The 19,011-nt window shown below is 68.8% G+C and carries 17 protein-coding genes and 5 pseudogenes; 12 read left to right on the top strand and 10 right to left on the bottom strand.

Annotation, left to right across the window (positions count from 1 at the left end; translation table 11 throughout):
• The first annotated feature begins 631 nt into the window (after nt 1-631).
• Nucleotides 632-2,206, top strand: a complete 1,575-nt coding sequence (locus H293_RS0147030; protein WP_020124709.1) for an NACHT domain-containing protein — start codon at nt 632-634, stop codon at nt 2,204-2,206.
• Between the two features lie 328 nt (nt 2,207-2,534).
• On the opposite strand, the gene H293_RS58900 is transcribed toward H293_RS0147030, so the two are convergent.
• Both H293_RS58900 and H293_RS52045 read right to left on the bottom strand, forming a co-directional pair.
• Nucleotides 2,535-2,810, bottom strand: coding sequence for a hypothetical protein (locus H293_RS58900; protein WP_158694579.1), 276 nt, complete (start codon nt 2,808-2,810; stop codon nt 2,535-2,537).
• Nucleotides 2,811-3,095: 285 nt separating this feature from the next.
• Nucleotides 3,096-3,608 (bottom strand): lamin tail domain-containing protein, encoded by a 513-nt coding sequence (locus H293_RS52045; protein ID WP_020124708.1) that lies wholly within the window; start codon nt 3,606-3,608, stop codon nt 3,096-3,098.
• A gap of 608 nt (nt 3,609-4,216) precedes the next feature.
• Here H293_RS52045 and H293_RS0147020 point away from each other — a divergent pair.
• Nucleotides 4,217-4,654, top strand: a complete 438-nt coding sequence (locus tag H293_RS0147020) for a pyridoxamine 5'-phosphate oxidase family protein (RefSeq protein ID WP_259294730.1) — start codon at nt 4,217-4,219, stop codon at nt 4,652-4,654.
• On the opposite strand, the pseudogene H293_RS52040 reads toward H293_RS0147020, so the two are convergent.
• A pseudogene (locus H293_RS52040) lies at nt 4,632-4,985 on the bottom strand (ATP-binding protein); the annotation flags it as partial. The gene H293_RS0147020 and the pseudogene H293_RS52040 overlap by 23 nt on opposite strands.
• Before the next feature lie 245 nt (nt 4,986-5,230).
• Here H293_RS52040 and H293_RS0147010 point away from each other — a divergent pair.
• The 3 genes from H293_RS0147010 to H293_RS0147000 all read left to right on the top strand — a co-directional run bounded on the left by H293_RS0147010 (nt 5,231) and on the right by H293_RS0147000 (nt 7,561).
• Nucleotides 5,231-5,539, top strand: a complete 309-nt coding sequence (locus H293_RS0147010) for a hypothetical protein (RefSeq protein ID WP_020124705.1) — start codon at nt 5,231-5,233, stop codon at nt 5,537-5,539.
• Nucleotides 5,540-5,762: 223 nt separating this feature from the next.
• Nucleotides 5,763-7,022 carry an IS256 family transposase gene (locus H293_RS0147005; protein WP_020124704.1) on the top strand — a complete coding sequence of 420 codons (1,260 nt, stop codon included), beginning with the start codon at nt 5,763-5,765 and terminating at the stop codon, nt 7,020-7,022.
• Between the two features lie 5 nt (nt 7,023-7,027).
• Entirely contained in the window at nt 7,028-7,561 is a 534-nt protein-coding gene (locus tag H293_RS0147000; protein WP_397896482.1) for a GNAT family N-acetyltransferase, read from the top strand.
• Between the two features lie 506 nt (nt 7,562-8,067).
• On the opposite strand, the gene H293_RS56595 is transcribed toward H293_RS0147000, so the two are convergent.
• Nucleotides 8,068-9,066 (bottom strand): DinB/UmuC family translesion DNA polymerase, encoded by a 999-nt coding sequence (locus H293_RS56595; protein ID WP_259294729.1) that lies wholly within the window; start codon nt 9,064-9,066, stop codon nt 8,068-8,070.
• A gap of 199 nt (nt 9,067-9,265) precedes the next feature.
• Between H293_RS56595 and H293_RS0146985 the strand changes: the two genes are divergently transcribed.
• The 4 genes from H293_RS0146985 (at nt 9,266) to H293_RS0146970 (ending at nt 11,350) form a co-directional block, all read left to right on the top strand.
• The gene (locus H293_RS0146985; protein WP_020124700.1) at nt 9,266-9,628 is read left to right on the top strand and encodes a hypothetical protein; all 363 of its coding nucleotides are present in this window, start codon (nt 9,266-9,268) and stop codon (nt 9,626-9,628) included.
• On the top strand, nt 9,625-10,299 hold the full coding sequence (locus tag H293_RS0146980; protein WP_020124699.1) for a class F sortase: 675 nt from the start codon (nt 9,625-9,627) through the stop codon (nt 10,297-10,299). The genes H293_RS0146985 and H293_RS0146980 overlap by 4 nt, the downstream gene beginning before the upstream one ends.
• 84 nt (nt 10,300-10,383) lie before the next feature.
• On the top strand, nt 10,384-10,875 hold the full coding sequence (locus H293_RS0146975; RefSeq protein WP_020124698.1) for an RNA polymerase sigma factor: 492 nt from the start codon (nt 10,384-10,386) through the stop codon (nt 10,873-10,875).
• Nucleotides 10,859-11,350 (top strand): hypothetical protein, encoded by a 492-nt coding sequence (locus H293_RS0146970; RefSeq protein WP_020124697.1) that lies wholly within the window; start codon nt 10,859-10,861, stop codon nt 11,348-11,350. The genes H293_RS0146975 and H293_RS0146970 overlap by 17 nt, the downstream gene beginning before the upstream one ends.
• Before the next feature lie 273 nt (nt 11,351-11,623).
• On the opposite strand, the pseudogene H293_RS61885 reads toward H293_RS0146970, so the two are convergent.
• Nucleotides 11,624-11,842: pseudogene (locus tag H293_RS61885) on the bottom strand (group II intron maturase-specific domain-containing protein); the annotation flags it as partial.
• 65 nt (nt 11,843-11,907) lie between these two features.
• Here H293_RS61885 and H293_RS56585 point away from each other — a divergent pair.
• Nucleotides 11,908-12,343 (top strand): annotated as a pseudogene (locus H293_RS56585) (transposase); the annotation flags it as partial.
• 69 nt (nt 12,344-12,412) lie between these two features.
• Here the strand turns inward: H293_RS56585 and H293_RS0146965 are convergent.
• Nucleotides 12,413-13,168 (bottom strand): hypothetical protein, encoded by a 756-nt coding sequence (locus H293_RS0146965; RefSeq protein WP_020124696.1) that lies wholly within the window; start codon nt 13,166-13,168, stop codon nt 12,413-12,415.
• 362 nt (nt 13,169-13,530) lie between these two features.
• Here H293_RS0146965 and H293_RS0146960 point away from each other — a divergent pair, with 362 nt between their 5' ends.
• The gene (locus tag H293_RS0146960; protein ID WP_020121623.1) at nt 13,531-13,701 is read left to right on the top strand and encodes a hypothetical protein; all 171 of its coding nucleotides are present in this window, start codon (nt 13,531-13,533) and stop codon (nt 13,699-13,701) included.
• Between the two features lie 575 nt (nt 13,702-14,276).
• On the opposite strand, the gene H293_RS59595 is transcribed toward H293_RS0146960, so the two are convergent.
• The 3 genes and pseudogenes from H293_RS59595 to H293_RS61120 form a co-directional block, all read right to left on the bottom strand.
• The gene (locus H293_RS59595; RefSeq protein WP_199790289.1) at nt 14,277-14,423 is read right to left on the bottom strand and encodes a DUF6221 family protein; all 147 of its coding nucleotides are present in this window, start codon (nt 14,421-14,423) and stop codon (nt 14,277-14,279) included.
• 144 nt (nt 14,424-14,567) lie between these two features.
• Nucleotides 14,568-15,397, bottom strand: a protein-coding gene (locus H293_RS56580; RefSeq protein WP_397896480.1) for an IS5 family transposase whose coding sequence is annotated in 2 segments (ribosomal slippage) — nt 14,568-15,076 and nt 15,076-15,397 — 831 coding nt in all. Because the reading frame shifts where the segments join, the coding sequence is not laid out codon by codon here.
• A gap of 192 nt (nt 15,398-15,589) precedes the next feature.
• Nucleotides 15,590-15,703 (bottom strand): annotated as a pseudogene (locus H293_RS61120) (IS630 family transposase); the annotation flags it as partial.
• A 704-nt stretch (nt 15,704-16,407) separates the two neighbouring features.
• On the opposite strand from H293_RS61120, the gene H293_RS0146940 reads away from it, so the two are divergent.
• Nucleotides 16,408-17,763: a DUF6351 family protein gene (locus tag H293_RS0146940; protein WP_020124692.1), complete on the top strand. Its 1,356-nt coding sequence runs from the start codon at nt 16,408-16,410 to the stop codon at nt 17,761-17,763.
• Here H293_RS0146940 and H293_RS56570 read toward each other — a convergent pair.
• A pseudogene (locus H293_RS56570) lies at nt 17,662-18,492 on the bottom strand (IS5 family transposase). The gene H293_RS0146940 and the pseudogene H293_RS56570 sit on opposite strands and share 102 nt — an antisense overlap.
• Nucleotides 18,493-19,011: the final 519 nt, after the last annotated feature.

Raw genomic sequence — 19,011 nt, 5'->3', positions numbered from 1 at the left:
CATCCTGGCCCTACACGAAACCGATCTTGATCCGCAGGCCGGCACCACCAGCGAAGAGTAAGCACACAAGCACAGCCGACAGATCCGCCCCCGACAACCTCACCAACCCCCAGACCGTCTGACCGGCCCTGCCAAGTAGCAGCCCACTGAAACCGCACCCTGCTCGATCAACCTGCACACACCCACGCACGCGCAGGCCAGACGGCCACTACCCGCCCAACCCCACACTCCGGACACCCCCAGGCATCGCGAACACCACCCAGAGGAACTGAGAAGCCCCAGCTCACAGCCACAGCAACACTCAGAAAGACCGAGTGACGACAATGGGGCTTGCGGTGGCGGGCTGGTCGATGTGGATGTCCTGGAGGCAGCTGCACCATCAGGAAAGCGACGCGGTGGCAATGGCCGGTCGGCTGGCGCAGGCGGTGCTGCGAGCGGAGACCGAGGCGAGGACGCAGTTACTCGGCGGGGACGATACGACGATCGATGTGCGATTCGGCTTCCGACCGGCTTCGGCCCGCAACGCCGCCGGTGCCGACGTGGAGGGGCGATTGAGCGAGGTGGTGAACTACTACCGGCGGCTGCGACCAGGGCGCCTGGTGATCACCGGGCACCTGGCGCGGGCAAGACTGTGCTCGCCCTCGAACTCCTCCTTGCCCTGCTGGAGGAGCGCAGGCCGGAGGACCCGGTACCGGTACGGCTGCCTCTGGCTTCCTGGGACCTCGTGTCTGCCTCTCACCTCGGCACCGGGCCGAGTACGGGTACCGGCCATGATCCGGGCGCGGCAGTGCAGGTGGTGCGGGCGTGGGTGTGCCAGCATCTGGTGGACACCTATCGGGGGATCTCCCCGACTGCCGCAGCGGCGCTGATGGACGCAGGGCTCATCCTCCCGGTTTTGGACGGGCTGGACGAGATGGACGCCGGAGACACGCCCGGGTACGGCTCCCGGGCCCGGCAGGCGCTCAGCGTGCTCAATGCCTTCCAGCGTGGCCGCGCGAAGGCGAACCTGGTGCTGACCTGTCGCAGCGGGCAGTACCAGGCGCTGGAGGCATTGGAGGTTTGGGCTCAGGACTCCGCGCGAGTGGAGATCGGTCGGATCAGTCCCGCTCAGGCCCGCCTGTTCATCCAGCAACGGGTGGGAAGCCCAGCGCGATGGCAGGGCGTGCTGGACACACTTGATCGGGCTCCGTCCTCGCCGCTGGCGCGGGCTTTGTCCACCCCATGGCGGCTGACCGTGGCCGTGACCGTCTACGAACAGCGTGATCTCGACGGCGCTTATCTGCACTCGCCCCGGGATCTGATCCGTCCCGAACTGGGCAGCGACCGGGCGGTCCGCGACCACCTGCTCAAGCTGTTCCTCCAGGATGCCACCGCCCGGCACCGTGCCCCGCGGAGCGACACCTACACCCCCGACCAGGTCACGGCCTGGCTCGGTGTGCTGGCCGCCTACCTCAACACCAACGCCGCCACCGGCCGCACCGTGGCTGGCAGGGCCCTGTCGGGCACCGATCTGGTCCTGCACGAACTGTGGCCCGTAGCCGGCAGCCGCCGTCCTCGCATGGCCCACCTTGCTCTCCTCGCGGGCGTGTTCCTGGGGGGCGCCGCCCTGGGCATGTGGGGATTCAGCATCGAGTTGTCCGGCGGGACAGTCCTCACCATGGCCGGGGCCCTCTCGGCTCTCGCTCTCACGTATGTCTACGGGTGGCCGGTTCCTTCGCGGCTCGACCTGGGACGGCTGCGTACCCCCCATGGCCGACGCACTGCAGCGTTCTGGCTCGCGGACTCGCTCGTGCCCTCGCTCACTTGGTTGTTCCCGGGCTGGCACGCCAAGGGCACCCTCAGCGTCGTAGATCCCCGCGTCCTTGTTCGTATCAACCTCACGAGCGGACTCCTGGCCGGGCTCGGTGCCGGGCTCGTGTTCGTGCTCGGGGCGACCGAGGTCGCGGCCGGGAACGCCCCGACCACGGTCGGGATCGTACTTGGGATCACGCTGGCGCCCGCGGCGGGGAGCGTGGGGACTGCGGGGATGCGCTACATCGCCCTGCTGCTGTGCACCCGCCTCGGTCCCCGAGCCTTGCCCTGGCGCCTGAGCCGGTTTCTGCAATGGGCCACCAACGCCGGCCTGCTTCGGAGCGCTGGCATCGCCCACCAGTTCCGCCACCGCGAACTCCAGGACTGGCTCGCCGACCCCTCCAACCGCCCCTGATGGTCGCTGCTCTTCAGCTTGGTACAGCCCCTGGACCCATGGCTCGGGGCAGGGAGGAGGCCCGGGGCCATCTGGCCGCTGACCTTAGTGGAGCCCCGTTCGTTCGAATTTTCCCGACAACGAGCCCGCACCTTCCGTCGGGGCCGAGCCGCCCAGGGGCGCACGTAGCCCTCACAGAGCAACGCCACAAGCGCCCTTGACGGAGAAGGAGCGGACCGAGCCTTCAACTGGCATCGATTCCGTCAGCTTCATTGCGAGCGTGACCAAGTGGGGAACGAAGAGCAGCCCTGGGGAAATTCACGAAGCCTCATCAGCCTGGGCGGGGGCATCACGATGGTCCGCCGAAGATGCCCCCATTACCGCTGCCGTTGGCGCCATTGCCGTTTTCGCCGCCGCCGTTGACCCCGGTGTCGTCGCTCGGCGAGGCGGACGGGCTTGCGCTGGCGGGGGGATCGCTTGTCTGGGTGCCGTTCCCGCCGGTGAGGAGGCCGCCGACGGATCCTCCCCCGTTGGAAGACGAGCCGTTGGAGGTATCGGTGTTCTGCGTCGCTTGGACGCTGGGCGAGGGGGATGACCCGTCACCTGCATCGTCTGCTTCGAGCACGAAGCTGGTCTGGCTCTTCCGTATCAGAAGAGTGTTCTCCACGAGGTAGGCGGCCGGGGGGTACCGGGGCCTGCTGGTCCGTCATCCCTGGGTCTCACCGCCGGCCAGCGCCCGGGCGTGACCAACGGCAGGGACAGCTCGCCCGCCGCCCGCCTGTCGGCCGAAGGCGCCCGTGCCGTCCCGGGCATGGCCTGAACGACGGTATGGCCCCGGCCGGACGAACCAGCCGGGGCCATGCCCCTACGCCTGCAACATCACGCCGTGCCGCTGATGAGGAAAGAAGGGTCAGTGATGGTGGCCACCGTCGCGGTCATGTCCACCGTCGCGGTCGTGTCCACCGTCGCGGTGGTGGCGCCCGCCCCAGGAGGCGTCGTCGATGAAGCGGCCGCGGTCGTTGCGCAGGGTGGCGGTGTCGGAGTGGTTGTCCCACACGTAGTTGCGGCGGTCCATGTACAGGTCGCTGTCACTGTCGCGGCCCTCGCCGGTGTGGATACGGACGGTGGCGCGGCCCTCCAGGCGGTAGTGGTCGAAGGTGTAGCTGCGGCCGTCCTTGTTCTCCAGGGTCCAGCCGTCGAGGTTGACGTCGCGACGCGTGGTGTTGGTGAGCTCCACCCACTCCTTGTTCAGCGAACGCCGCGAACGGTCGTCCCATCCGGGCGAGTCGTACTGCACCGCGCTGATCTCCACCTTCGCCCGCTCGGGCCGGGCGTGGTCGCCGGCCGATGCCGGCAGCGCCACCGCCCCCACGATCGCGGCGGCCGCGAGAGCGGCAGCGGACAGACGACGGGCGGTCACCATGGAAGAAGACACAAAAACCCCAGGCTGTACGGGCACCCGCCCATCCCCAGGCCCTGTGGGCCGGAGGGGATGGGCTGGTGCGGTGTGCGGGTGGCGGCCGGCTTGGCCGCACACCCACACCATGACCACCGTGTGCAGATCGTGAACGCCAAATGTGCACTCCATTACGTTTCGCCCACATTGCTGTGACTCTTGGATGTGTCGTCCATTTATGTGGCGAACGCACCACGTTGACGCCACGCCAGATCCCCAACCTGTGCACGCCTTGACCGGCCACCTCCCCTCGCCAGAGCGCGCCACCCCACCCTCCAACGGACCGTCACCCGAAAGTGCGTAACAGCCCCTGTGCCGGTGTCGGCGCCGGTCCCACCAGCGGCAGGCCTGGCTGTGACGTTGTCCAGCGACCCCGGCGTGACGTCTTCCAGCGGCCCCAGTTGATGGAGATCCTGTGTCTCCTGGACGTCTTCAAGTGGCCCCGGGGATTGGGCTGCGCCGGGACCACTTGCGGGGGACTGCGCTTTTCTTTCGGGGGTTCGGGGCGTCTGAGGCTTTGGTCGTAGGTCGTAGGTCGGTGGTGAAGTGATCGGAGGCATCAGAAGATTGGCGATGTGGAATCTTCTGGTTTTGATGTGGATGCTTTCCTGCAGCAGCCGCTCACCGCTCGTATCGCGACGAGCGGGCCGACGGTGCGTCCTGTCTGGTTCCTCTGGGAAGAGGGAGCCTTTTGGACCTTGACAGGCCCGTGGGCCCGGTTGTTCGACCGCGTGAAGGACGACCCGAACGTCGCCCTCGTGGTGGACGAGTGCGATCTCGCGACGGGGTGCGTCCGGCAGGTGATCGCTCGGGGCCAGGCCGAGCTTGTGCCCTTTGACGTGCCGAGGGGGCGGCGCAAGCTCGCCCGCTATTTGGGTGCGGACGAGGCTTTGTGGGACGAGCGTTTCGTGCACTACCTGCACGATGATCCGGGCGAACGAGGCACGATGTGGCTGCGTTTGGTGCCCGCCTCGCTCACCGCGACGGACCTCAGCTACTCCGTGGCATCGTGACGGTGTACTCCGCAGCGTCGTTCTTCTGCGCCTTCGTTCGGGCCAGTCGGTAGGACTCGGTTCCGGTCTCGATAATGGTGGCGTTGAACGTGAGGCGGTCAACGATCGCCGCGCAGAGCCGTGGATCGGTGAAAGTCCGGCTCCAGCCAGTGAACGCCTCGTTCGAAGCGATCGCGATACTGTTCTTTTCCGCACGCTCAGTGAGGACCTGGAAGAGCACCTCCGCGCCGCGGCGGTCGAGCTCGAGGTAGCCCAGCTCGTCGATATCGAGAAGGTCGACCCGTCCGTAACGGGCGATGGTCTTGCCGAGCTGCTCGTCGTCGGCCACTTCGCCCCGTCACCACCCCTCAATGCACCCGTGAGCCCCATCATCTGGGGTCGCTGGAAGACGTCACGCCGGGGCCGCTGGACAACGTCACAGCCAGGCAGACCACTCAGCCAGCCTGCTGTGTTGGTCGGAGAAGACGATGAGCCGCCGATGACGCCGTCGGCGTGACATCGCCCGGCAACCGCAACCGCACCCGGCCGTCTGAGGATCTCCCCCTGCACATCCACCCGCCGCTAAAGGAGACCGACGTGAGCATCCCCCTCGACCACCACACGCCGCAGACCTTCGTCGACCTCTACGCCGCCGACCCGGCGGAAAGCGCCTGGCCCCCGGCCGCCGGGCAGAACACCAACAGCCTGCTGCCGCCCCCCAACCCCGCCGAACGCCTCAGCATCCCCATCGCCCCCCGCGACCAGCGCCGCCTGGCCCTGCACGCCGCACTGACCACCGCCGGCATCCCCCCGCGGCCCGAAGACCGCGACGCCATCGACCAACTCAGCGCCCTGCCCGCCAGCATCAACACCACCCTGCAGCGCTGGCTGAGCCACACGCCATGATGCGGAGAGAACACGCGGGGCCACTCACGCTGTACGCGTATTGTCAGCCTGGGTGTCGATCGTCATCTGCATCCTCCCATCCCGAACGGTGTGGGCCAGGCGGAGCGATGCTCAAGACCTGTGGATCGGTCTCGGGTTGGGACGTGAAAGGGCGTACCTTCCCGAGTGATCGATAGGTCACCGAGTAGACCGACGTTGCGCCGTCGGTTGGGAAGGCACGCCCATGCTCAGCGTAGTCAACGAAGATGGCACCACGGAGTCCGGCTTCTTGATGGACGAGATCGTCCGGGAGGGTGCGCGCCGCATGCTGGCAGCCGCGGTGGAGGCCGAGGTCGAGGTCGATCAGTACATAGCCGATCTTGCCGCCGAGAAGGATGAGGCCGGGCGGCGCCTGGTGGTCCGCAACGGCCGCCACCGGCCGCGCACCGTGACCACGGCCGCCGGGCCGGTGGAAGTCACCGCGCCGCGGGTGAACGACGGCCGGGTGGACGAGGCCACCGGCGAGCGGGCACGGTTCTCCTCGAAGATCCTGCCGCCCTGGTACCGCAAATCGCCGAAGATCAGCGAGGTGCTGCCCCTGCTCTACCTGCACGGACTGTCCTGCGGGGACTTCGTGCCGGCGCTGGAGCAGTTCCTGGGCGGCTCGGCCGGGCTGTCGGCGGCGACGGTGACGCGGCTGACCAAGCAGTGGCAGGCCGACCACGCCGCCTTCCAGAAACGCGACCTCTCAGCGTCCGACTACGTCTATGTGTGGGCCGACGGCGTGCACCCCAAGGTCCGCCTCGGTCAGGCCCGCTCCTGCGTGCTGGTCCTGATGGGTGTGCGAGTGGACGGCACCAAGGAACTGATCGCGCTCGCGGAGGGGCTGCGGGAGTCCACCGACTCCTGGGCCGACCTGTTGCGCGACTGCCGCCGTCGTGGCATGCGCGATCCCGAACTGGCCGTCGGGGACGGCGCGATGGGCCTGTGGAGGGCTCTGGCGGAGGTGCTTCCCCAGGCCAGGCACCAGAGGTGCTGGGTTCACAAGATGCGTAACGTGGTCAACGCCCTGCGGAAGTCCGCGCAGCCCGGGGCGAAGAAGGCCCTGCAGGAGATCTGCAACGCCGAGGACCGCCACCACGCCGAGAAGGCGGTACGCGAGTTCGCCCGGACCTACGAGGCGAAGTGGCCGAAGGCGGTGAAGAAGATCACCGACGAGACCGAGGAACTGCTGGCCTTCTACGACTTCCCCGCCCAGCACTGGATCCATCTCAGAACGACGAATCCGATCGAATCCACTTTCGGTTCGGTGAAGCTCCGGACCAAGGTCACCCGGGGTACGGGCAGCCCGGCCGCAGCCCTGGCGATGGTGTTCAAGCTCGTGGAGTCCGCGCAGGAGCGTTGGCGGGCGGTCACCGCACCCCAACTCGGCGCTCTCGTCCGCGCCGGCGCAGTATTCACGAACGGCGAGCTCGTCGAGCGCCCCAAGGCGGTGGCAGCGTGAGCACCATGACGGCCCGGACCATCAGCACCCGCCGGCTGGACCTGCTGCCGCTGCACGTCGAGCACGCCGAGGAAATGGCCGCGGTGCTGTCCGATCCCGCCCTGCACACCTTCATCGGCGGCACCCCGGACACTGCCCAGGTCCTGCGGTCGCGCTACCAGCGCATGACCGCAGGCTCCCCCGACCCGGCCGTGGCCTGGCTGAACTGGGTGATCCGGCTGCGTAACGAGTCCTGCCTGACGGGCACCGTCCAGGCAACGGTCAGCCCCGGCGTCCGCGGCGCCGTCGCGGAGATCGCCTGGGTGGTGGGAACCCCGTGGCAGCAAAGAGGCATCGCCACCGAAGCGGCCCAAGGGCTCGCCGACTGGCTCAGCCGGCCCCCGGTGCACGCCATCATCGCGCACGTCCACCCTGAACACCGAGCCTCCGCTGCCGTCGCCGCAGCCGCCGGACTCACGCCCACCAACGAACGGCATGACGGCGAGATCCGATGGCACCGGAGCGTCAGGGCCGTAACTTCAGCGATCCACAGATCTTGACAATTGCTCGGCCAAGCGCAGGAAGTGTGCGCAGGCCGACCCAACCCTTCGTCGGCTCACGTCCGTGATCCATGCCCGTACGCGGCCCGCAGTGCCGCGACCGCCTGCTCGTAGGTGTCGGTCTGGGTGTCGATTCTCAGCTGCACCCGGGCCCGGCCTCCTTCGCACAGTCGGCCCCCTCTTCCCGCAATTGAAGAGACCGAGACCGAGGCGCCCTCGGCGGAAGTCATCGGCGGCAGCCCGCACCTCCCGCGCGCCGTCCCACTCCGTCCAGAACTCCCGCTCGGGCAGACGCCGGTGATGGACCAGTTCCTCGGCAACCGCCGCTACCTCCTGCGGTGACGCGATCGGAGTGCGCAGCACGGGGATCACGCTGTAGAGGGTGACGTGGCCGAGGCTGAGTCCCAGCAGGGCGTAGTACCAGCCCCGGCGTTCCTCCCAGTCCAGCCGGATGCCGCCGTGGCCGCCGGTGCGGGAGACATCCCAGGCGAGCATCATGCAGGTGGTCAGGCCGCGCTCGAGGCCGTGGCGGCTGGCCCGGACCATGCCCGGCGGGATACCCCGAGCGGTGAGGGCGTCGTCGACGGCCCGGACGTAGGGCCAGTGCGGCATCCCCTGGGGTGCACCGCGCAATCCTGGCGGGTCCAGCAGCGCGGGTCTACCTCCAGCAGGAGCAGGTCGGGGGCGGGGGCGCGGCGGAAGACGGCCGCCGGGCCGATCACGCGTGGGCCGAACTTGTCGCGGTCCCGGTCGATGGCCGTTTCCGCGGCGAGGCGGTCCTCGCGGGCGTCATCGAGGGAGAGCTGCCGGGGCGCCTGGTCGGCATCCACGAGGTCCTCGCCCTTCAGGACCAGCCCGGTCAGGCGGCCACGCTGCAGGCCGGCGCCGTCCATCAGCTGGTAGGCGAGCTGGCGCAGGTCGTCCTCGTGGGCGGAGGGCGCGGACAGGCGGCGGATCTTGTCCCAGCTGCCGCCGCCGGCAAACTTCAACGACAAGGTCAGGGCACGGGCCACCTGGCCACGGCCGCGCAACCGGGCACCGAGCCGCACCACCAGCTCGAGCAGGGCGGCGCGCACGGCGGCGCCGTCCAGGGTGTGCTCATCGAAGCGGTAGCGCACACTCGCCGCGGCGGGCAGAGCGCGGGAAACGACGGGGCGGGGGTCGATACCGCGGGCCCGGTCAGCGGCCAGGCGGCCGGCCTTCCCACCCAGCAGACGCTGCACCGTGACCGAAGGCACCGCGGCGAGCAGACCCACGCAGTGCACGCCGTAGTCCCGCAGGACGGCGGCCTGCCGCGGACCGATCCCATGCAGAGCCTCGACCGGCAGATCCCCGAGCCAGCCGGAGACCTCCCGCTGCACCGCATCGAGGACAAAATCACCCGCCTGGAACGCCGCGCGGCAGAAGAGGAGCACGGCCGCAAGAACCGGCCACAGCCGCCGGAGTGGGTCGTCGAAATCGGTATCGGCACCCGCAAGCCGCCCGTCCAGGTCCACGCCGGCCACTGCCACACGATCAGCTCCCGCCGCCGCCCCGTATCGCACAGCGCGGCAGTGCGCGTCGCGGCGCACCGATGCGGCCGGGCCCGCATGGCTTTGCCTTCTCTTTGCAACCCGTCTCCCGTCCCGTTCGTCTCTCCGCTCGATCCATGCCACCCACCGCCGGTCCCGCCGGTGGGTCGACCGATGAAAGAGAGAACGATCCATGCGTCGAACCGGCCTCAGTGCCCTGGCCCTCGCGTGCGCAGCCGTCATGGCAGGCGCGATGCCCGCATTCGCCGACGGGACGTCCGCTTCCCCGAGCACAGCCCCCTCCGCGGCGCCGAGCGCGACCACCGAGCCGACCCGAGCCCCGAGCGAGAGCGCCGAGCCGACCCGGGCCCCGAGCGCGGCGCCCTCGGAGGGTCAGGTCCGCGTCGTCCCCAGCGGCGCCCCGGACACCGGTGAGGTCCCGACCTCCTCGGACTCCTCCCACGGCGCCCTGATCGGCGGGGGCGCCGCCGCGGCTGTCGTCCTGGGCGGTGGCACGGTCCTGCTGCTCCGCCGCCGGCGCGCGAACGAGGCGTGACCACCGACACGCCCGGCATCGGGGTGCCGGCCGGGCGGTCCCGTCTCCTCCCGGCCGCCGTAGCCGTACGTGCCCTTCTCGTCGCTGCCCTGACCTTTGTGGCGGTGGCCTGTGCTGGGCCCGGCGGCTTGGGTGGGGCGGACACGGGTCGGGCGGACACGGGCGGTAGTTCCGTCAGTGGTTCGCCCGCCGCCAAGTCCGCCACCACGGTGGGACGTTCGGTGCCCGTCTCGCTGCGCGTGCGGGCCATCGGCGTCGACACCCCGCTCATGCGGCTCGGCCTCGCGAAGGACGGCAGCGTGCAGGTGCCGCCGATCGCCGCGCACGACCGGGCGGGCTGGTACGAGCACTCGCCGACCCCGGGGCAGAAGGGACCATCGGTGATCCTCGGTCATGTCACGGTCGGCTCCTACGGCGACGGCGTCTTCCGGCACCTCGCGGACCTGCGCAAGGGCGACGAGATCGTGGCCCGTCTTCAGGACGGCACCTCCACGGTGTTCGCCGTCACCGAGGTGCGCACGGTCGCCAAGGCCGACTTCCCCACCAAGGAGGTCTACGGCGACGTGGACCGGCCGGAGTTGCGGCTCATCACCTGTGGCGGAGCCCGGACCGGCAACGGCTACCTCGACAACGTGATCGTCTTCGCGGTGCTGCGCTCCGCGAGCCCCTGACGGCGTCCGCGCCCCGGGCCGGCGGGAACCCGTCCCACCGGCCCGGGGTCTTGCTCCGTGAACGCCACCACCCTATGGAGAACGTTGAAACGGTCCCGCGAGAAGGAAGCATCCGAGCTGTTCGCCGCCCTCTACCCACGCCTCGCCGGCTGGTGCCGCCGGCTCGTCGACGACGACGGGACGGCCCATGAGATCGCCTCGGAGGCGTTCACCCGGCTGTGGGCCCGCTGGACGGCCGTGGACGAACCGCGCGGCTTCCTCTATGTCACCGCGGCCAACCTGGTCCGGGACCACTGGCGCAAACTGGAGCGCGAGCGCAAGGCGTTACGCCGCGCCACTACCGAGGCCGCGATCGGCCCGCCCTCCGAACAGGCGGATCCCTCGGTCCGGTTGCTCGTGCAGTCCCTGCCCGAACGGCTTCGGGTGCCGATCCTGCTCCATTACTACGCCGACATGCCGATCCGGGAGGTGTCCATGCTGACCGGACGCAAGGAGGGCACCGTCAAGGCCGACCTCCACGCGGCCCGTGAACTGCTCCGCGCCCACCTGGGGAGAAGCCTTGATCACACACTCTGAAGAGGGCCCGGACCGCGACCCCGACGACCCGCTCACCGTCCTCCTGCGGCCCCCGTCGGACTACCTCGGCGTGCCTCCCGGCCGCTACGAGGCGATCCGCCGCGGCGCCGCCCGCCGCAAGGTGCTGCGCGCCGCCGCCGGAGCCGCCCTGACCGTCGGTGTCGCCGCGCTCGTCGTCCTGCCCCTGCGGCCGTCCGCCTCCGGTACCCATCGCTCCCCCACGACCCCCATGGCTCCGCCGTCGGCGACCATCCCCGTGCCCGAGCGGTCCGCGTCACCCACCACCACCCCGCGCCTGGTTCCCACCACACGGGAACCCAGCGGCAGCCCGTCGGAGACCGCCCGGCCCACGGAGCCCGCCACCCGTGCCGTCCCCTCGTACTCGTCCCCCTCCCGCCCCGCCGCGTCCCGCTCGTCCGGCGCGTCGGCCACCCGGGACCCGGCCGAGCCGTCCGCAGTCCCCACCAGGGGGTGACAGATGCGCCGCGTCCTTGCAGCGCATGCCAGCCATCGGCAAGACCACCGGCCGGCGTACGAGATCCGAGCTGTAAGCAGGGCCGGGGACTGGCGCGGTGGCTGTCGCTCCGTTTCCAGTCCCCGCCGCTTCACACCGTACGTGCGGTTCTCCCGCATACGGCTTTCCGACATCGTTCACCGTCTGGCATGCGCTGCCGCCCTGCGTACAGTTCCGGTGAGTCGGTAGACCCCCGAGCCAAGTGATCCATCCGTAGGTGAAACGGGCGGCCCAGTTCCGGCCCCGCCGTCCGTGTTTCCGACTGGCGAGGATTGCCAGCCGCTCGTGGACGTAGCCGTCGACCGCATTGAACTTCCGCCCGGAGTTGCCGTTGCGGAAGTACGCACCCCAACCCCGCAGCACGGGATTGAGGTCGGCGACCACGGCGGATACTGGCCGTTCGGTCTTGGAGCGTCCGGTGGCCGCGCGGACTGTGTCCCGCAGCACCCGCATCGCTCTGGCCGAGGGCCAGCGCTGCAAGTAGAACTTGCCCCGCCATCTCCACGACTCGACTTTCCGATGGTGGAAGCCGAGGACGCAAGCGCCACCTCGGCGGCGACACCCTCGGCCTGCTGCTGACCGTGCTGGTCACCGCCGCCAGCGTCTCCGACACCGCAGCCGCCGTGACCCTGCTCTCCCGCATCGCCACCGCCCACCCACACCTCACCAAGGCCTGGGGGGATGCCGGCTATCGCACCACCGCCATCGACCACGGCGCCCGCCTCGGCATCGACGTCCGCCCGTCCACCGCCCGCCCCGCGCCCGCGGGTTCACCATCATCCCAAGACGGTGGACCACCGAGCGCGGCATCGGCTGGCTCATGCACCACCGGCGCCTCGCCCGCGACTGCGAACGCCACCCGTACCGCTCCGAGGCCATGATCCACCTCGCGATGATCGACCTCATGCCCGCAGCCTCACCGGCGAAGCCACCCCCAATCGGCGCGGAACCTGACCCGGGACCAAACCCGGATCACCGGACCACATGCTCAGTCAGCACGGGGTGGTCGGCTCGCTCCTGGCCCTACACGGAGGGCAGTTGGTCGTACATCCGGAATGTGTAGGACGCGTCGTACGTCATCAGGTTGCCGCTCGGCGCCGGCAGCCCCAGTCGGCGGTTGAGCGGCCATGCCAGGGGCCCGCAGTGTTCGGCCGCGGGAGCGGTGAAGGTGTCGTCGTAGGCCGAGAACTCAATGATCGGCGGATCCTGTGAAACCCACCTGGAGGGGCCCGACCGCTTGAGCTGGAAGTCGACCGGCGTGCTCGCCCCTACGGTGCAGCCGTGCGGCAGCAGCGGGCTCGACAGCCGGAAGCGCAGGCTGAACTGCCCGGTGTAGAAGTCGGATCGGCCCCCGTACTCCGGCTCGATCGCCAGGCGGAGCTGTCGTGGGTGCTCACCCGTGGCGGTGCCGGTGAGCCCGCCCGGAACGGGGGTGGGAACGCTGTGCATCGCACCCCAGACCTGCGCCTTGGAGCCGTCGGGCATCGGCCCCTCGGCGTGCGTCATGGTGATCGGGGCGAGCGCCACCTCGACCTTCCCCAACGCCAATCGGGGTGCCGCGGTGTGGACTTCGCACCGCCACAGAGCCGGATCGGCCCCGGCTGGAAGGGCGGGGCAGTCGCTGAAGTCGGTGGCGGACATCGGGGTGGCGGAACCCGGTTCCGCGGCGGCGAAGCCCGGGGTGTACGCCCCAACCAGCCCCGTCAGGGCAGCGGCCCCGGCGAGGGCGAGCGCGGCGCAGCGGAGGAGTGACGGACGGCGGGGCGTCGTGTTCAACATGGCCACAGCCTGCTGGCCACGACCGGGCAACCGCCATCGGTGACTTCCCCGCCTCGCCCCTGAGCGAACCCTGACGCCGTGCCAGGGGAGGTGGGCGATCCTTCCGCGGGTTCACGGGATGTCCCGGACGATGCGTCAGCGGCGCATGATCGGACGGACAGGTCCTAGCAGGGAAAGGCACCACCTGAACGGGCCCACGTTGCCGCCGGCACCGTCGGCCACGCGCGCAACTCGGTCCGGCGGCGAGGTGAACGCTATGGAGAAACTGAGTCCAGTGCCCGCATGAGCAGTGGAGAAACCAGGGAAATCGACCGTGTGTTCTTGCATTCGCCGGGCACCAGGAGCGACGGAGGTTGATAACTATGGTTCCCCTGCTCGTCGTTCTTCTGCTGGCTCTGATCCTCTTCGGCGCGGGTTTCGCGCTGAAGGCGCTGTGGTGGCTCGCCGTCATCGTGCTGGTCGTCTGGCTGCTGGGCTTCGTCATGCGTTCTGCTGACACAGGCGGCCGCAAGGGCCGCTGGTATCGCTGGTAACCCACCAAGCAGCAACATGCCTGTGGCTCCGGATGTGTTCCGGGGCCACAGGCATGTCCCGGTTCAGGACATCCCACCGGGCAAACAGCGTAAATACCACCTTCCCGGGAACAGAGCCTCATAGCTGGGGCCCGGTGAAGCAGCGGAACCTGCGCCTCCAAACCACCGGACCCCAGCCACCAATCGGCCTAGCCGCCGGCCACTTCCTCGCGGCCGGTCAGCCGTCTCAGGCACACCCAGGCCCAGACGTCGACCAGGGCGAGCCGCAGGGCCGCCCGTCCCCGGCCCCCGCACCGTCGGCGACCCTGGCACGGCGGCCCCGCCGGCGCCCACCACGGCAGGTACGCCCCGATCACCGGCAGCGGCCGCGCCGCCCCTCCCGCCCCTCCCACTCCTCAACTCCAGCCAGGGCATGGTCGAAGGGGGTCGCAACAGGGATATCCGCAGTCCGACCACGCCATACGCACGGGGTGACCTGGGCACACTCCGAAATACTGTGGAGGCTCGCGCAACATCCCGCGCAACGCCCACCGAAACACGTTGGCGCAACGCCTAGGGTCTGTCTCCTTGAAGGGCTATGGGCGCCATTCCTGTTGGTAGGCGGGGTGCTCGGCGTATGACTGGCCAAGGACTCGCAGCGCGTATTCCAGCCCGGCCGAGCGGGAGTCCGAGGGGTCCATGGCTTCGTAGTCGTGCGCCAGTTGCTCGATCAGGTCGAGCATGGGGAGATGGCTATCGAGAAGCGCCTCGCCGCCCAGGGTTCCGGCCACGTAGGCATAGGCGTGGTTGTCGTCCATGACTCGTGCGACGAGGAACTCCACAAGATCGTCCATGCGGCCATCTTCGCGGGCGAGGTGCTTCGGCGGTCAAGCGGCGGTCCAGATGAGGATCGCGGCGAGGTGGAGTGCGGCCTGGTAGGCGATGGCGAGCTTGTCCGTTCGCATGGCCAGGCCGCGCCACTGCTTGAGTCGGTTGATGCACCGCTCGACAGCGTTGCGCTGCTTGTAAGCCTCGGCGTCGAAGGCTGGTGGTCGGCCTCCGTCGCGGCCTCGCCGCAGCCGGTGGCCGACCTGGTCGGACGGCTGCGGGATGACAGCGCGGATTCCGCGTCGGCTGAGGTGACTTCGGATCGCGCGGGATGAATACGCGCGGTCCGCCAGGACGGCATCTGGGCGGGTCCTCGGTCGTCCGACTCCGCTTCGCGGAACACGGATGCCTGCCATGACAGTCTTGAAGGCCGGGGCGTCGCCCGCCTGGCCTGCGGTGATATGAAGGGCCAGGGGTCGTGCACGGCTATCGCTGGCAAGGTGGACCTTCGTGCTCAGGCCGCCACGGGAGCGCCCGAGGGCATGATCGTCAGGTTCGGCCCGACGTGGCGCCCCCTTTTCCTGGCACCGGCGGCGTGCTGGTGGGCCCGGCAGACGGTGGAGTCCACCGAGACGGTCCAGCCAATGTCGGCATCAGCGTCGGCCGCTGCCAGAACTGCGGCGAGGATCCGTTCCCAAGTCCCATCCACGGCCCACCTGATCAGTCGTTTGTGAGCAGTCTGGAATGAGCCGAACTCGTCAGGCAGGTCCCGCCAAGGAGAACCCGTGCGGTACTTCCACGCGATGGCTTCCAAGGTCCGGCGGTGATCGGCCCATCGCCGACCGCGGACCGGATCGGCCGGCATCAACGGCTCGATCCGGTCCCACATCGCATCAGTGATCACTAATCGGACGGACACATCCGATCAACTGACCAACCGATCAAAGAGACACGCTCTAGGGCTGTGACCGGACAGGTTCTCCGGGTTAGGGGCGGACGAGCTTGAATGGGCTGGGCAGTCTGTATGCCGGGGATGGGAAGATCGCGGCGTGACTATCACCCTGCATGACTTTGATGGTGTGCCCTTGCGGCGGCGGACAACTCCCCAGAGCCGGTCGTCGCCGACCGAGTAGCAGTCGTGGAAGTAGGTGATGCCGTGGGTGCGGCGGTAGGTCGCTGGCAGCCGGTCCGGATTCGACCGGGGTCGCCCGCCGGGACCGCACCGAGCTGGTGCTTCCCCGCCGGACGATCCGCTGCAGCTTCTGTCCCTCCCGCTCGGTCAGCCGGCGAACCCTAACCGGTGATGCCATACCCGCCCCCTTGCCGAATGCCGTCACTGGCAGCCAGCACAACGAGCAACCCGGCAAAGGTTCCCGGTCACAGCCACTCCCCGTCGCCCTCACAGCCCTGAAGATCCAACGAGCCGTTCGTTTAGGCGCCACGACCACCGTCATGTCATGTCGGCCTCAGGAACAGGCACCGAGGCAAATGCGCGCACGAGAGATGCGGCGCGGGCGTCAGCGGGGGCCTGGGTCACCGGTGCCCGGCTGGGAGCACCGCTCCGGCGACGAATTCCCGGCCCTCGACGTCCGCACACTGATCGAAGTTATTGATACGGGCGCTTGACGCCTCGTGCCAGTGCACAGATGTGCGACTCCTCCACCCACCCCGTCCCCGCCTCACACGTGTGAACACTATGACCGCAATGATCAGGGCGTAGCTATGCGGCCAGCCCGTTCATAGCATCCCCCGCGGCGCACGTTGCGTCGTGCAGGGACAAGGAGCCGCGCCTTGGACAGCTTCAGATTCTTCACACACTCCTCTCGATGGCCGCGACTCGGTGCGCCGCGTCGCCGAGCGCTGGGAGCCTGTCTCACCGGCGTCGTGGTGGGTGCTCTCATGACGGCACCGACTGCTCAGGCCCAGCCCGATCACCCTTCACCCACCACCTGCCCGCCGAACCTGACCGACGTGGCGACGTGCTACACCGGCCAGGACACCAATGACGCGTACTACGCCATCGCCATTCCGAAGGCCTGGAACGGTTCACTCGTCGTGCATGCTCATGGCGGCCCCGACCTCGGTGATGGATCGGACCCCGAGCGCAGCGTCGGCGACCTGGATCGCTGGGTCGTGATGGTGCGGCAGGGCTACGCCTGGGCCGGCTCGTCGTACCGCCGCGGCGGTTACGGCACCCGCATGGCTGCCGAGGACACCGAGAACGTGCGACGCCTGTTCGTGCAGGAGTTCGGCAAGCCGAAGCGGACGTATGTGCACGGCCAGTCATGGGGCGGGGACGTCGCCGCCAAGGTCGTTGAGATGTACGGCTCGAAGGCGGGCTCGTACGACGGGGCCCTGCTCACCAGTGGCGTGCTGGCAGGCGGATCACGCGGGTACGACTACCGCGTCGATCTGCGCGTCGTCTACCAGTACTACTGCCACAACCACCCGCGCCCGACCGAGCCCCAATACCCGCTCTGGCAGGGGTTGCGCGCTGATTCGACCATGACCTCCGCCGGCCTGCGCGCTCGGTTGCAGGAGTGCACCGGATACGCCTCACCGTCGCAGGAGCGCACCGAACTGCAGCAGCGCAATCTGCACGACATCCTGGCCGTCACCCACATCCCCGAGCGCACCCTGGAATCGCACCTGCGGTTCGCGACCTTCACCTTCCGCGACATCGTCAACAACCGCCTCGGTGGTCGTAACCCGTTCAGCAACAAGGGCGTGCGGTACTCCGGTTCACACGATGACCAGGCGCTCAATGCCGGCGTCGAGCGGTTCGCCGCCGACCCGACTGCCGTACGCGACCTGTCCTACGACAGCGACCTCACCGGCAAGGTCGCAATCCCCGTTCTGACCATGCACGCGATCGACGACCCCACCGCGTTCGTGGAGCACGAAGCGGCCTACCGCGCGACCCTCGAAGGCGCCCACCGCAGCCGGTATCTGGTACAGACCTTCACCCAGGAGTCCGAGCACAGCGAACTGAGCAACGCCGAGTACGCCAACTCGATCACGGCGCTGGACAGGTGGGTCCGCACCGGCGAAAAACCCACCCCACAAAGGATCACAGCATCCTGCCCAGCGTTCGACCGGCTCTACAACACCGGCTGCTACTACGATCCGAACTTCCACCCGGCGCCCTATGCCTCACGGGTCAATCCCCGACAGGGCGGTCTGAGCTGGCCTGCCATGACTGCCACTCAGGAAAGGTCCTGGAGCCGGATCGGCGGCGTCGGCATCGCCCCCTAGCGCCATGATGTCGGTCATGGCGAGGTGGATCATGGCTTCGGAGCGGGCAGGGAGGGTCTCGTAGTCGCGGGCCAGGCGGCGGTGGAGCATCAGCCGGCCATAGGTCCGCTCGACCGTCCACCGCTTCGGGATCGGGGTGAATCCCCTGGCCCCAGGGGGGCGTTGGACGATTTCGAGGTCGATGCCGAGAGCTGCGGCGTGCTCGACGAAGTGCTTGCGGTGGCCGCCGTCGACCCAGACCATGCGCAGGGTGGGGTGGTCGGTGGCGGCCCGCTCCAGGAGGGGTCGCCCGGCGGTGGAATCCTGGACGCCGGCTGCAGTGACCAGCACCGCGAGCAGCAGGCCGAGGGTGTCGGTGACGATGCTGCGCTTGCGGCCCACGATCTTTTTGCGTGGAGGTCCTGACGCTCTGAGCGTCGATCACGCAGGCGGAGGGGTGACGGTGTTTGCCCTCCTGCTGACGCACCAACTCCCGTAAGAGACCGTTGAGCTGGGCGAAAATGCCGTCAGATTGCCATTTGGCGAAGTAGCCGTAGACCGTGTTCCAGTTGGGGAAGTCGTGCGGCAGGTAGGCCACTGCACCCCGGTGCGGTCCAACTACAAGATCGCGTTCATGATTTCGCGCAGGTCATGCTCGGGCGGCCGGCCGAAGTCCAGGGCCCGGCCGGGACGTTCGAAGCGCCACGCGGACAGGACCGAACGTACCGCCGGCCGGGGGCGTGCGCCCAGGCGGGCATCCTGCCTGGTGGAAGCACGGAACAGATCCGGGCGTCCTGGAATGAGACAGGCGTAAGCCGACTCGTGCCTCCGACGTCACACCATCGGCCTCAGGAAGCAAGACCACCTCGGCAGCCCCACCCGCACCAGTACATCGGCGGGCGCGATAGCGGAGCTATCACCGCAATCAAGATGAAAACGACCGCTAAGAGGTCGTTTTCATCTGCAGATCCTGTTTCATCCCAACAAGTCCCCGTGACGGAGCGGCCCTTGGGAGACTGTAGGGGTTGGCGCGATTGACGGGGTATGAGGGAAGCCCATATTGCCCGCCTCGCCCTAGGAAGCCTGTCTCATTCCAAGGGGAGCTGATATCAGTGATTTCTCCCGCCACCCTGTGCAGGAACCCGACACGTGAGAGGCGCGAGTATCAACCTGTGGCACGTGAAGCGACACAAATTAGCTGAAAACGACCTCTAAGCGATCGTGTGGGTGCCGGGCCTGAAACAACACCGACCGAGGCTGCCTGCGTCC

This window comes from Streptomyces canus 299MFChir4.1 (genome assembly GCF_000383615.1).
Lineage (GTDB): Bacteria > Actinomycetota > Actinomycetes > Streptomycetales > Streptomycetaceae > Streptomyces > Streptomyces canus_C.
The sequence above is the reverse complement of the archived record's forward strand: the minus strand, read 5'-3'. Positions and strand labels throughout refer to the sequence as shown.